This is a genomic window from Bradyrhizobium sp. (genome assembly GCF_035935975.1).
Classification (GTDB): Bacteria; Pseudomonadota; Alphaproteobacteria; order Rhizobiales; family Xanthobacteraceae; genus Bradyrhizobium.
In genome coordinates, this window is sequence record NZ_DASYWN010000041.1 from 495250 (window position 1) to 508689 (window position 13440).

The following is a 13440-nucleotide window of genomic DNA, read 5'->3' on the forward strand; positions in this document are numbered from 1 at the left end:
AAATTGCACACCCTTGTACCCGTTTGGCCCTCGCGGTGCACACATAGCGCACACGAATTGGCGATCGCAAACAGCGCGCCTGCGATGCCGCCGGCTGCGGCGATGGCTCCGCCCTCCTCGAAGATCCCGGGCGCGTAGGCCTCGTAGGCGAAGCGCCATTCGAACAATCGCGGGGGCAGATAGACGGGGTAGCCGACAAGCGAGAACCAGGGCTCACCTAGGCGCTGCTGACAGCCGAGAGCTGCGGCGGTCCATTGCGAGCCGCGTAGAGCCCCTCGCTGCCTCGCTGTTCTCCCTGACGATGACGTAATCGATCGAACCGGGGCGCCCGAGCGGAGACGGCACGCCCTTGTAGAGCTTGATGGGCCGCACGTTGGCAAACAGGTCCAACTTGAAGCGGAGCGTCAGCGTGAAGTCCAGTCCGGCTTCGGTCCCGTCTCGGTGAACCACGCCGGGAATGCCGGCTGCCCCGTGAAGAATGGCGTCGGCTGCGCGACAACCCTCAAACGAGCTTACCGGAAACGAGTCCCCGGTTTCAAGAAAGTGACTGGCGCCCGCCGGATATTCCGCGAAGTGAAGCGCGCCGGTCTGAACGCCAGCCTGCAACACCGCGACCGCCGCACGAGCGACTTCTGGCCCAATACCGTCCCCATGTACGACGGCGATCTTATAAGTGTCCTTCATGATACTCGCTCGAGAAATTGTACCTTCTGGTAGTGACATCACTTCCCTCGCAGCGGGATATGCACGAGGTCGCATATCCCGCCGCTGCCGGCTGGACAAATTGTCCGGCGGCGCAGCGATTGCCACGACCGTGCAAACCGGACGAATGTCTGGATCAATCCAGCTTGATCCAGACCCCCTTCGTGTGCAGGTATTCATCGAGCTTTTCTGCGCCGCCCTCACGGCCATATCCGCTCATCTTGTAGCCGCCGAAGGGCATTGCAGGATCGATGGCGTGATAGGTGTTCACCCACACCGATCCGGCGCGGAGACTGCGCGAGATGACGTGGGCCTTGCTCACGTCGCGCGTGAACACACCCGCCGCGAGCCCGTATGGTGTCGCATTGGCCCTCTCCACGGCCTCATCGAGCGTGTCGAATGGCAGGGCGGAAATGACCGGACCAAAGATTTCATCACGGGCGATCTGCATGTTGTCGGAGACGCCGGCGAACACGGTCGGCTCGACGAAGTTGCCCTTCGCAAGGGTCCCCTCCCTCAGTCTCCGGCCTCCGGTCACTACCCTCGCGCCCTCATCGCGTCCGCTCCGCAAGAACCCTTCGACCTTGTCGAGCTGTCGCTCGGAGACGAGGGGACCGATCTCCGTCGAGGGGTCAGCTCCATCACCGATCTTCAGCGCCGAGGCAAACTTCCCGAGCCGTTCGACCAACTCGTCGTGGATCGCTCGCTCTACGAACAAGCGGGAGCCTGCGATGCAAATCTGGCCCGAATTGGCGAACGCGGCCATCGCGGCGATCGGCACGGCCTTGTCGAGGTCCGCGTCGGCGCAGACGATGACCGGCGACTTTCCACCAAGCTCAAGAGACACCCGCTTGAGGTTGCCGGCCGACGCGCGAATGATCGCCTGGCCGGTCGCGGTGGATCCTGTGAAGACGATCTTGTCGACACCGGAATGTTCGGCCAGGGGTGCACCGGCCTCCGGCCCGGTCCCGGTCACAACGTTGACGACGCCGGGAGGCACGCCGGCCTCGTTCATCAAATCCGCGATCAGCAACGGCGTCAGCGGTGCCTCTTCGGAGGGCTTGAGCACAATCGTGCAGCCGGTCGCGAGTGCGGGCCCGATCTTCCAGACCGACGCAGCCGTGGGCGCGTTCCAGGGGATGATGGCGCCAACTACGCCGACGGGCTCCTTCCGCGTGAACGAGACGATGTCCCCCGGAAGCGAATTATCGATCGTCTGCCCGTGGAGCGCGGTCGCCATGCCGGCGTAGTACCGCAGCATGCCGAGCACGCGAAGCTTGTTCGCCCGCGTCCTGACGATCGGCATTCCCATGTCGGCCGTATCGGACTGACTGATCTCCTCCCAGTGCTTCTCGAACAGGTCGGCGATCCGCAACAGCAGCGCCTGCCTCTCGAACGGCTTGAAGCGGCTCCACGGTCCGTCGAAGGCACGACGGGCGGCCGTGACGGCAATGCCGATATCAGCCGCATCTCCACGCGGCACGCGACCGATTACTTCGCCGGTCGCGGGATTGCGTGTCTCGAAGACCTTCCCTGATCGGGCTTCCACCCACGCGCCATCGACGAACATCTTTCGGGTTCGGCCATCTATTGGAAATCGGATCTCAGCTTTTGTCATCAGATTACTCCTGTCTAGCCAGAGGCGGTGGTCGAATGCTCCGCCTTTGCTTAATATCGCGCTCTCATCGCAGTGATCGCCTCGGGAACGGCCTCTATACAGCCGGCTGCTGCTTCCGCAAGAAGCGCGCCAACTCCGGAATGTAGGCCTGGCCGTGACCACTTTCGACTACTGCCGCGATCGCGCCAGCAACACCATCGGCGATCGCTTTGGATGCACCGGACGTGCCTGCCATCGTCCGGTAGTAGTCGATGTCCTTCAACGCGTTGCCGATGAAGAACGGGACCGTGCTGACGTCGTTCGCCACGATGGCGGGCGTCATCCGCTGTAACGCAGCGCCGGCGCCGCCTCCTTTGGCGAGGACATCGACGAAAACCGCCGGATCGACACCTGCATCGGCACGTTGTTCAGGAGCGTGAGGATGTTCCCTCGCCAAACCGAAACTCCCGGCATAGGCGCGCAGCGCCACAAGCATCTGTGGCCGGGCTCCCAATCACGGGAGCCCGGCCCTCAGGGTCGCTCAAACCGCTTGCGCTCAAGGTTGACCGGCCTTGGAGGGATCGATGGAGATCTGGCGCTTCAGGGTGCGCAGGCCGAAAGTCGTTCGCGACTGCCGGATGCCCGGTATCCGGTACAGCGCCTGGCGCAGGAAGCGCTCGTAATGATCGGTGTCCCGCACCACGACCTTGATGAGATAGTCGTATTCGCCGGTCACGAGGTACGCTTCCATCACCTCCGGAATCCGCGACAGCGCGGTGCCGAAGCGCTCGAGCACCTTCTCGTCGTGCTTGTCCAGCGTGATCTCGACGAAGGCGATGTTGTTGTAGCCGAGATTGGCGTGATTGAGCACCGCGACGTATTTCTCGATCGCGCCATTTTCCTCCAGACGCTTCACCCTGGTCCAGCACGGCGAGCTCGAGAGCCCGACCTGCTCCGCCAGCGCGCTCGTCGTCAGGCGGCCGTTCTCGCTCAGCGCCGAGAGAATGCGGCGATCGAGCTGATCGAGCTCCTCGACGGGGCTGCGCTTGACGGGCATCGGATAATCCTTCTGCATTTTTTCTATTTTACGGGAAAATCTCCCGCCATTTCGGCCAATCTGTCGGAATTTTGGGAAATCTTCGCGAATGAAGAGATTATCATTGTGCCGCGAGAGACCGTGACATGCAACCTCAACAGCGCCGCTGCGTCAGCGTGACGGCCACCACGTCGGACCCCTTTGACGGCATCGTCCGGCTTGTCCTCGACGCAGGCCGGCTCGGCTTCGGCCTCGACCAGGTCTCGATGACGACGCAAGCGGACGGGAACCGAACGATACGGATGGTTCTTGAAGTCCAGCCGTCGGCCGACTGCGCCGACCTCACGGAACGGTTGTCACGCCATCCGGCGATCCTCGACCTTCACATCGCGGAGCTTTCGCGCGAACAGTCCGATCAGCCGGGCGCTGCCGCTTCACAACCCGCAAACGAGCGGATGCTGCCATGACCAACCCACTTCACTTCCACGTTCCGGAACCTGCAAGCCGGCCGGGCGGCAGGCCGGACTTCTCCGGCGTCTCGATTCCGAAGGCAGGCTCGGTGCGGCGCCCGCCGGTCGATGTGCCGCCCGAGGAGATCCGCGATCTCGCCTACTCCATCATCCGCGTGCTCGATCACGAGGGACAGGCGATCGGGCCGTGGGCGCCTGATCTCGCCCAGGACCAGCTGGTCGCCGGCCTGCGCCACATGATGACGCTGCGCACGTTCGACGCGCGCATGCAGATGGCGCAACGCCAGGGCAAGACGTCGTTCTACATGCAACACACCGGCGAGGAAGCGGTGAGCTGCGCCTTCCGCATCGCGCTCGGCCCCGATGACATGAACTTCCCGACCTACCGTCAGGCCGGCCTGTTGATCGCGCATGATTATCCGCTGGTCGAGATGATGTGCCAGATCTATTCCAACGCGAACGATCCGATGAAGGGTCGCCAGCTTCCGGTGTTCTATTCATCCAGGAAGCACGGCTTCTTCTCGATCTCCGGCAATCTCGCCACGCAATTCGTTCAGGCGGTCGGCTGGGCGATGGCCTCGGCGATCAAGGGCGACAGCCGCATCGCGGCCGCCTGGATCGGCGACGGCTCGACCGCCGAGTCCGATTTCCATGCCGCCCTCGTGTTCGCCTCGACCTATAAGGCGCCCGTCGTCCTCAACGTCGTCAACAATCAATGGGCGATCTCGACCTTCCAGGGCATCGCGCGTGGCGGCTCCGGCACCTTCGCCGCGCGCGGCCTCGGCTTCGGCATCCCCGCGCTCAGGGTCGACGGCAACGACTATCTTGCGACCTATGCCGTCGCGAAATGGGCCATCGAGCGGGCCCGGCTCAATCTCGGGCCGACGCTGATCGAATACGTCACCTACCGCGCTGGCGCGCATTCAACCTCGGACGATCCGTCCGCCTACCGGCCGAAGCACGAATCCGAGGAATGGCCGCTGGGCGATCCCGTGATCCGGCTCAAGCAGCATCTCATCGCAGCCGGAGCCTGGTCCGAAGAGCGCCACAAGCAGGCCGAGGCCGAGATCCTTGCCGACGTCATCGCCGCGCAGAAGGAGGCCGAGAGCTTCGGCACGCTGCACTCGGGCAGCAAGCCTTCGGCCCGCGACATCTTCGAGGACGTCTATGCCGAGCTGCCGCCGCATCTGCGGCGCCAGCGCCAGCAAATCGGAGTATGAGCCGTGCCGCGCATGACGATGATCGAGGCAATCCGCTCGGCGCTCGACGTCTCGATGCAGCGCGACGACGACGTCGTGGTCTATGGCGAGGATGTCGGCTTCTTCGGCGGCGTGTTCCGCTGCACACAGGGCCTGCAACAGAAATACGGCGTGTCGCGCTGCTTCGACGCGCCGATCAGCGAGTGCGGCATCGTCGGCACGGCGATCGGCATGGCCGCCTATGGCCTGCGCCCCTGCGTCGAGCTGCAGTTCGCAGACTACATGTATCCGGCCTACGACCAGATCGTCTCGGAAGCGGCGCGCCTGCGTTACCGCTCAGCCGGCGACTTCACATGTCCGCTGGTCATCCGCATGCCCACGGGCGGCGGCATTTTCGGCGGGCAGACGCACAGCCAGAGCCCCGAAGCGCTGTTCACGCATGTCGCGGGGCTGAAGACCGTGGTGCCGTCCAATCCCTATGATGCCAAGGGCCTGCTGATCGCGGCCATCGAGGATCCGGATCCCGTCATCTTTCTGGAGCCGAAGCGGCTCTACAACGGCCCGTTCGACGGACATCATGATCGCCCCGTCACCCCATGGGCGAGGCATGAGCTCGCCGAAGTGCCGGAGGGACACTACACGACGCCGCTCGGCAAGGCGGTGACGCGGCGCGCCGGCGAGGCCGTCACTGTCCTGACCTATGGCACGATGGTGCATGTCGCGCTCGCGGCCGTCGAGGAGACGGGTGTGGACGCCGAGGTGATCGACCTGCGCACACTGTTGCCGCTCGATCTCGAAGCGATTGCCGCGTCCGTTGCCAAGACCGGCCGCTGCATCGTGCTGCATGAGGCAACGCTGACGTCCGGCTTCGGCGCGGAGCTCACGGCGCTGGTGCAGGAGCATTGCTTCTATCATCTCGAGGCGCCGGTGACGCGCGTCACCGGCTGGGACACGCCCTATCCGCATGCGCAGGAATGGGACTATTTCCCCGGACCTCTCAGGCTCGGTCAGGCGCTGCGCGACATCATGGAGACACGCTGATGGGCGAGCGCAGCGTCAAGCTTCCTGACATCGGCGAAGGCATCGCCGAAGCCGAACTCGTCGAATGGCACGTCAAGCAAGGCGATCTCGTTCGCGAGGACGATCTGCTCGCCACCGTGATGACCGACAAGGCCTCGGTCGAGATTCCCTCGCCGCTCGCCGGCGAGGTCGTCTGGATCGGCGCCCAGATCGGTGACGCGGTCGCGATCGGCTCGACGCTGGTGAAGCTCAAGGTCGCCGGCGACGATGCCGCGGAGTCAAAAGACGAGACGCCGACGAAAGCGGTTGCAGCGCCGCCGGCCGCAACGAAAGCGGAACCTGCGGCTGCCGCGCCGTCGCTCCCTGCCCGCATCCCCGCCGCCATCGAGGCCAAGCCGATGGCAACAGCCGCAGTCCGCCGCGCGCCTGGCGAGAAGCCGCTGGCCTCGCCCGCCGTTCGGCTCAAGGCGCGGGAAGCCGGCATCGACCTGCGCCAGGTCCAAGGCTCGGGTCCCGCCGGACGCATCACCCACGAGGACATCGACGCCTTCCTGTCGCGCGCCCCAGTGCCGGCGCATGGCCGCGGCCTGAGCCCGAAGACCGCCGTGACCGACGTCAAGGTGGTGGGCTTGCGCCGCCGCATCGCCGAGAAGATGGCGCTGTCGAAGTCGCGCATTCCGCACATCACCATCATCGAGGAGGTCAACGTCTCGCCGCTGGAGGAGCTGCGGGCGACGCTGAACAAGAAGCCGGCGCCGGAGCAGCCCAAGCTGACCCTGCTGCCGTTCCTGATGCGCGCGATGGCCAAGGCGCTCGCCGAGCAGCCCGCGCTCAACGCGCTCTATGACGACGAGGCCGGCATCGTCCATCAGCATGCCGGCATCCATATCGGCATCGCTACCCAGACCCCGTCGGGCCTCGTCGTGCCCGTGGTCAAGCACGTGGAAGCGCGCGACCTCCGCGACTGCAGCATCGAGCTCAACCGTCTGGCGCAGCGCGCCCGCGAGGGCACCGCGACGCGCGAGGAACTGACCGGCTCGACCATCACCATCACCTCGCTCGGCGCCCTCGGCGGCCTTGCGACCACGCCTGTCATCAACCATCCCGAGGTCACCATCGTCGGCGTCAACAAGATCGCGGTGCGCCCGCTCTGGGACGGCACGCAGTTCGTGCCCTGCAAGATGATGAACCTCTCCTCCAGCTTCGACCATCGCGTCATCGACGGGTGGGACGCCGCCATCTTCGTGCAGAGGCTCAGGGAGCTGCTGGAGAATCCGGCGACGATCTTCGTCGATCCCTGAGACAGGACAAGCCATGACCGAAATCACCTGTCAGCTCGTCGTCATCGGTGGCGGACCCGGCGGCTATGTCTGCGCGATCCGCGCCGGCCAGCTCGGCATCGACACCGTGCTCGTCGAACGCGGCAAGCTCGGCGGAAGCTGCCTGAATGTCGGCTGCATTCCCTCCAAAGCGATGATCCATGTCGCCGAGGAATTCGAGAAGCTGACTGAAGCCGCGAACGGCAAGACGCCGTTCGGCCTGACGGCCGCGCAGCCCGCGCTGAACTTCAAGCAGGCGATCGCCTGGAAAGACGGGATCGTCCAACGGCTGAACAACGGCGTCGCCGCGCTGCTGCGCAAGGCCAAGGTCAAGATCGTCCAGGGCCATGGACGCTTCCGCGACGGCAAGACCATCGTCGTCGAGACCGAGACCGGGCCGAAGACGATCAAGGCCGAGACGGTGGTGATCGCGACCGGCTCGGCGCCCGTCGAGCTGCCCTCGCTGCCGTTCGGCGGCAGGGTCATCTCCTCGACCGGGGCGTTGTCGCTCGGCGAGGTGCCGAAATCCCTCGTTGTCGTCGGCGGCGGCTATATCGGGCTCGAGCTCGGGATCGCCTTCGCCAAGCTGAGAAGCAAGGTGTCCGTGGTCGAGGCGCAGGACAACATCCTGCCGCTCTACGATTCCGAGTTGACGGCGCCGATCACGAGACGCCTCGCTGCGCTCGGCGTCGAGGTGATGACCGGCGCCCGGGCGCTCGGCCTCACCGCTCAGAGCGATGGACTGCGCGTCGAGACCGCCGACGGCCGGGAGCGCAGCCTCGCGGCCGACAAGATTCTCGTCACGGTCGGGCGCGCGCCGGTGACCGCTGCGCTCGGTCTCGAACAACTCGTGCTCGACATGGACGGCCGCTTCATCCGGATCGGCCAGCATTGCGAGACCTCGATGCGCGGCATCTATGCGATCGGCGATGTCACGGGCGAGCCGATGCTGGCCCATCGCGCCATGGCCCAGGGCGAGATGGTAGCGGAAATCGCCGCCGGTCTGCCGCGCGCATGGGACAAGCGCTGCATCCCGGCGATCTGCTTCACCGATCCCGAGATCGTCTCCGCCGGCTTGTCACCAGACGAGGCGCGCCAGGCCGGCATCAACATCAAGGTCGGACAGTTTCCATTTGCAGCCAATGGCCGCGCGATGACGCGCCATGGCGAGGCCGGCTTTATGCGCGTCGTCGCCAGGGCCGACAATCAGCAGGTGATCGGCATCCAGGCGGTCGGACAGGGCGTGTCGGAACTGTCCGCCGCGTTCGGCCTCGCGATCGAGATGGGCGCGGTGTTGCAGGACATCGCCGGTACGATCCACGCGCATCCGACGCTGGGCGAGGCGATCCAGGAAGCCGCGTTCAAGGCGCTCGGCCACGCGATCCACGTCTAGACCCATCACGAAGCGGATTGAGGAGATGGGCGGCTCTCAGGGCGTCACTAGCTTTTCGCACCCAACACGATTCGCAACACCGGGCCTCAGCAGGTCTCATCAGGGGCGCGAGCGCGGAAGATCGTAGTTGAATGCCCTGCTCGGCGAAGCCGCCTACCCCAATCGGATAACAGAGGTGTGGGGAAAGATGGTAGCGGGAGGGCGCTTCGTTGGAGCGATGGCGCCCGGTTTGCGATCGCCTTGCCACGACCATCAGGAAGCTGGCGTCACATCGACGCCCGCGAAATCAAGCGGCCTCCCTCAAGCGCTTGAATCGCTCCATACGGAAGGGCGCGGGATCGACGCGAGGTGCCGATCCGGTTACGAGATCGGCCATCAGCGCGCCGGCGCCGGGGCCGATGCCGAAACCGTGGCCGGAGAAGCCGGTCGCGATATGGAAGCCAGGTACAGAGCCAACCGGCGCGATAACTGGAATAGCATCCGGCGTGACGTCCATGAGGCCACCCCACATCTGCGTGATCTTGGCGTCGCGGAACACCGGGAACGCTTCGCGCAGGTGGTTGATGCCGCCATGGACGAATCGAGGCGACGGATCTGGATCGAGAATGCGGACCTGTTCAAAGGGCGTAACCTCGTCACTCTTCCAGCTTCGGGCCATCGTCAGCTCACGAACGAACTGGCCGCCGATGCGAAGCGTCAGCTCCTTCCAGCTCTTGATGAGCGTCGGCGTATAATCGCGGAACAGACGGAAGCTGTCCGGTGTGATCGGCGCGATGTTTGCGTTGCGCTGGGCGACGGTGAAGCCGCCGTCGAGACGGCGGCGGAACGCGAAGTTGCCTGCGCCGACGGCAAAATCCGGAACACCATCGACCGAGGAAACGCGGGCGACGCTGCCGAGGATCTTCAGGACCGGAAGGTCGATGCCCATGTTACCGGCGAACAGGCGCGACCAAGCCCCTCCCGCCAGGACGACGGACGAACAGCGGATCTCGCCGCGCTCGGTGACGCAGCCGCTGACACGGCCCGCCGATCGCTCGATGGAGCGGACCGCGCAGTTGGTGAGGATATGCGCTCCCTTGACGGCCGCGCCTCGCGCCATGGCCGGGACGGCAATGAACGGCTCGGCCTTGCCGTCGCTCGGCGTATGCAGCGCGGCACGAAACGGCTTTGCCATTCCCGGCATGAGCGTCCTCAGCTCCTCGCCCCTGGCGATACGGGAATCGAGACCGAACGGCGCGACGTGCTTCAACCACTCCTCATATACGGCAACATCGGCCTCGGTGTCGCAGAGATAGGCGATGCCGGCCTGCCGGAAGCCGGTTTCGCCGCCGATGCGCTCGTTCATGCCGCGCCAGATCCGAAGGCTTTCAATGGCGAGCGGCAGTTCGGCCGGATCTCGTCCCATCTGGCGAACCCAACCCCAGTTCCGCGCCGACTGCTCTGCTCCGATCAACCCTTTTTCGCACAAGGCGACGCTGACACCGCGCTCGACCAGCGAAAGCGCGGTCGATACACCGACGATGCCCCCGCCGATGACGACGACATCCACCTGTACAGGCAGCTCCTGCGGCGTGACAACAAGATCGGGAATAATTCTGGACATGTTGTCCTCCTGGAACCGAACAATGGAAGGCCCAACCGTCGGGAACGAGACGCGCGCCAGGCGCGTTCTCATCGAGGCGACTGTGAACGGTTGACCCGTCCATCAGCGTCCTGGCCGATCGAGAAAATCGCGCAAGCGATACCAGCCCGCGAAAAGCGGTACGAACCACGGCCTGCCAGAATAGAAGGGCACGGCCGTGAATTTCTCGCGGTCGAAGGCAGAGGGCATGTTCTGCTGGCCGAGAATTTTCCGCGCCGTCTGATAACCGAGATAAGTCATCAGCGCCACGCCGTTGCCGTTGCAGCCAACGGCAAAATCCGTACCGTCACGGGCGCCGAGATGGGCGATCTTGTCGACCGTCATGGCGACGCGTCCGCTCCAGGCATGAGTGATCTTGATGCCTGCAAGCTGCGGCCAGATCGTCAACATGCGCAGGTAGAGCCGCTTCGCGGCAACCTTGTCCGGCATATCGAAGATGCCCGGACGCGAGCCGAACAGAAGGCGGCTCCCGTCGGGCGATGGCCTAGCATAGATGAGATCGCGGCGCGTGTCGGACACCATGCGGGCATGTGGTATCAGCTCCGCAAGCTGATCGGCAGGCAGCGGCTCGGTCGCGATCTGGTAGCTCTTGACCGGCACGACACGGCTGACGAGACCGGGCGTGGCATCGGCGGAGGTGTAGCCATTGGTGGTCGCCACGACGTGAGCGGCCCGGATGCTGCCCCGTGCCGTCGGCACGATCTTTTCTCCGTTCGGCCCATCCTGCACGACGCCCGCACGCGCATGCGAACGCAGCACGACGCCCGCCGCCCGCGCCCGGTCACGCAGCGCCTTGTGATACTTGCCGGGATGGAGACCACCATATTCGTCGATCACCATGCCGCCATGATAATAGTCCGAACCGATGGCGGTCCGCTGGTGAGCGCGGTCGAGGAAATGCACGGTCACGCCTGTCTTTTCTGCCAGAAGCGCGCCGTGCCGCTTCAGGACTTCGTAGTCGCCTGCGGCGTGGGCTCCGAAAAAGCGGCCGGTGAGTGCGAGGCCCGCATCCAACTTTTCGGTCTCGACCAGCATTTTCAGATAATCGAAGCTCTCATTGCTCTCGCCGATCAGGCGCGAGACGAGCGCTGGATCTATTCCCCTGATCGCGCCACCAACCACCAGCTTCTGGCCGCTCGACACCATACCGCCCGACCGCGTCGAGGCGCCCTCCCCGATCCGGTCACCGTCGAGAACGACAACCGACCGTCCGGCGCGCGCCAAATGTGTTGCCGCATTCAGGCCGGCATACCCCGAGCCGATGACCACAACATCGGCATGCTCCGGCAAGGGATCGAGATCGGTCTCCGGCTCCGCGGCTTCCCACCAATAGGGTGCCTCCTTGAAGCCCCGGGCATAGATGTCGTCAAAACGAGCCATTGTCGATCGAGCCTAGCGGCTCACCTTTCGTTGAACGCGAGATGGCTGCACCGCGCAGTGCAAGGCCAATCCCGAGAGGTTTGTTGCGCCGGGTCGAACTGACATCGCTCCAGCCCGGCGGCGCGATCAAAGAATCTGGCCGAGGAATTCCCGCGTGCGAGGATCCTCCGGGTGGTCGAAAAGCCTTGCGGGAGGGCCACTCTCCACGATCAATCCACGATCGGTGAAGCACACACGTTGCGAGACCTCCCGGGCGAATTTCATTTCATGGGTCACCAGGATGCAGGTCAGGCCGTCCTCCACGAGATCGCGGATCGTCCGGAGCACCTCCTTCACCGTCTCGGGATCCAGCGCCGCCGTCACCTCGTCGAACAAAATCACCTCAGGCTGCATGGCCAGCGCGCGCGCGATTGCGACGCGCTGCTGCTGGCCACCGGACAGCTCCCCCGGATAACTGTCCGCCTTTTCGGAGAGCCGCACCTTCTTCAGGAGCTTGCGGGCGCGTTCCTCGACTTCAGATCGATCGTGTCCAAGCACCTGGATCGGCGCCATCATGACGTTTTCCAACGCCGTACGATGCGGAAATAGATTGTACTGCTGGAACACCATCGCCACCTGATGACGCAGCGCTCGCATCGCCTTTTCCGACTTCAGCTCATGCACGCGATGTGTGCCGACGCGGACAAAACCTCGGTCGACCGGAATCAGACCGTTGATGCAGCGCAGGATGGTGGACTTGCCCGACCCGGATGGGCCGATGATGCAGACCGCCTCCCCTTTCTGCACGAACAACGAAATTCCCTTGAGAACCGGGACATCGCCGAAAGACTTATGGATGTCGTCGAGCTCAACCAGCGCGTCGCTGCGATTCACAGATTGTCTCCTTTCACGGCCCGCTCCAACCGGCGCGCGACGGCCGCGATTGGATAGCAGTAGGCGAAGAACAGGAAGAGGACGGTCAGGTAGAAGTAGACGATCACGCGCTCGCTCTCCATCGCGAGCAAATTGTTCAGGATTGTCAGGACGTCCTGGATGCCGGTCACGGTCGCCAGCGCGGTTGCGATCATCACCAGCGCGTAGAGGTTCATCCACCCGGGAATCATGCGCCGAAAGGCCTGCGGCATGATCACGTGACGATAGATCTGGATGGTGGTGTAGCCGAGTGAGCGCGCGGCCTCCCACTGGCCGCTATGAATCGATTGAACGGCGCCCCGGATCACCTCGGAAAAATTCGCCGCCGTCGGCAGCGCAAGTCCGATCACGGCTTTCACGAACGGCGGGAACGCAACGACCCGACCGAACACATGCACCTCGAACGGCAGGATGTAGAGCATCGCGAAAAGCAGAACCAGCCAGGGCGAATTGCGCAGGAAATTCATCAGCAATAACGATGGCACGCGCAGCAGCGCCAGTCTGGCGAGCGTCGCAATGCCGATGAGCGTGCCGAGCGCCGTCGCCAGCGTCATGGCGGCGATGGACAGAAGAATATTGAGCACGAAGCCGCCCGCAATCGGCCAACCCGAGCCGGAGCCGGTGAAGAGCAGAGGCAGCCGCAGCAGCACCCGCGCCCAATATTTCGAACCTCCGGCCGCCGCATCGATCGCGATCCAGGCGACCACGCCAACGGCGATCAGCAGCAGGACCGCACGCTTCTTGTCATCGTAGGAAAGCGTGAGACCCAC

General features: G+C 64.4%; 13 protein-coding genes. 5 read left to right on the top strand and 8 right to left on the bottom strand.

Features of this window, described 5'->3' with window-relative positions:
- Positions 1-213 precede the first annotated feature (213 nt).
- From VGR99_RS25180 to VGR99_RS25195, 4 genes are all read right to left on the bottom strand, one after another.
- The gene (locus VGR99_RS25180) at positions 214-684 is read right to left on the bottom strand and encodes an isocitrate/isopropylmalate family dehydrogenase (protein WP_414645167.1); all 471 of its coding nucleotides are present in this window, start codon (positions 682-684) and stop codon (positions 214-216) included.
- 154 nt (positions 685-838) lie between these two features.
- Complete coding sequence (locus tag VGR99_RS25185; protein ID WP_326902448.1) at positions 839-2320, bottom strand: aldehyde dehydrogenase family protein; 1482 nt, start codon at positions 2318-2320, stop codon at positions 839-841.
- A gap of 94 nt (positions 2321-2414) precedes the next feature.
- Positions 2415-2795, bottom strand: coding sequence for an NAD-binding protein (locus VGR99_RS25190; RefSeq protein WP_326902271.1), 381 nt, complete (start codon positions 2793-2795; stop codon positions 2415-2417).
- 60 nt (positions 2796-2855) lie between these two features.
- On the bottom strand, positions 2856-3356 hold the full coding sequence (locus tag VGR99_RS25195) for an Lrp/AsnC family transcriptional regulator (protein WP_326902272.1): 501 nt from the start codon (positions 3354-3356) through the stop codon (positions 2856-2858).
- A 125-nt stretch (positions 3357-3481) separates the two neighbouring features.
- Here VGR99_RS25195 and VGR99_RS25200 point away from each other — a divergent pair, with 125 nt between their 5' ends.
- The 5 genes from VGR99_RS25200 to lpdA are packed head-to-tail and all read left to right on the top strand — an operon-like array spanning position 3482 to position 8736.
- Positions 3482-3802 carry a hypothetical protein gene (locus VGR99_RS25200; RefSeq protein ID WP_326902273.1) on the top strand — a complete coding sequence of 107 codons (321 nt, stop codon included), beginning with the start codon at positions 3482-3484 and terminating at the stop codon, positions 3800-3802.
- A complete protein-coding gene (locus VGR99_RS25205; protein WP_326902274.1) occupies positions 3799-5025 on the top strand; it encodes a 3-methyl-2-oxobutanoate dehydrogenase (2-methylpropanoyl-transferring) subunit alpha in 1227 nt (408 codons plus the stop codon). Before VGR99_RS25200 ends, VGR99_RS25205 begins: the two co-directional genes overlap by 4 nt.
- A gap of 3 nt (positions 5026-5028) precedes the next feature.
- Positions 5029-6045, top strand: coding sequence for an alpha-ketoacid dehydrogenase subunit beta (locus VGR99_RS25210; protein ID WP_326902276.1), 1017 nt, complete (start codon positions 5029-5031; stop codon positions 6043-6045).
- Positions 6045-7325, top strand: coding sequence for a dihydrolipoamide acetyltransferase family protein (locus tag VGR99_RS25215; protein ID WP_326902278.1), 1281 nt, complete (start codon positions 6045-6047; stop codon positions 7323-7325). The genes VGR99_RS25210 and VGR99_RS25215 overlap by 1 nt, the downstream gene beginning before the upstream one ends.
- A gap of 13 nt (positions 7326-7338) precedes the next feature.
- Complete coding sequence (gene lpdA / locus VGR99_RS25220; protein ID WP_326902280.1) at positions 7339-8736, top strand: dihydrolipoyl dehydrogenase; 1398 nt, start codon at positions 7339-7341, stop codon at positions 8734-8736.
- A 286-nt stretch (positions 8737-9022) separates the two neighbouring features.
- Here lpdA and VGR99_RS25225 read toward each other — a convergent pair whose 3' ends face one another.
- From VGR99_RS25225 to VGR99_RS25240, 4 genes are all read right to left on the bottom strand, one after another.
- Positions 9023-10339: an FAD-binding oxidoreductase gene (locus tag VGR99_RS25225; RefSeq protein WP_326902281.1), complete on the bottom strand. Its 1317-nt coding sequence runs from the start codon at positions 10337-10339 to the stop codon at positions 9023-9025.
- Positions 10340-10441: 102 nt separating this feature from the next.
- Positions 10442-11758 (bottom strand): FAD-binding oxidoreductase, encoded by a 1317-nt coding sequence (locus VGR99_RS25230; RefSeq protein ID WP_326902282.1) that lies wholly within the window; start codon positions 11756-11758, stop codon positions 10442-10444.
- Positions 11759-11884: 126 nt separating this feature from the next.
- Positions 11885-12631, bottom strand: a complete 747-nt coding sequence (locus VGR99_RS25235; protein WP_326902283.1) for an amino acid ABC transporter ATP-binding protein — start codon at positions 12629-12631, stop codon at positions 11885-11887.
- On the bottom strand, positions 12628-13440 hold the full coding sequence (locus VGR99_RS25240) for an amino acid ABC transporter permease (RefSeq protein ID WP_326902285.1): 813 nt from the start codon (positions 13438-13440) through the stop codon (positions 12628-12630). The genes VGR99_RS25235 and VGR99_RS25240 overlap by 4 nt, the downstream gene beginning before the upstream one ends.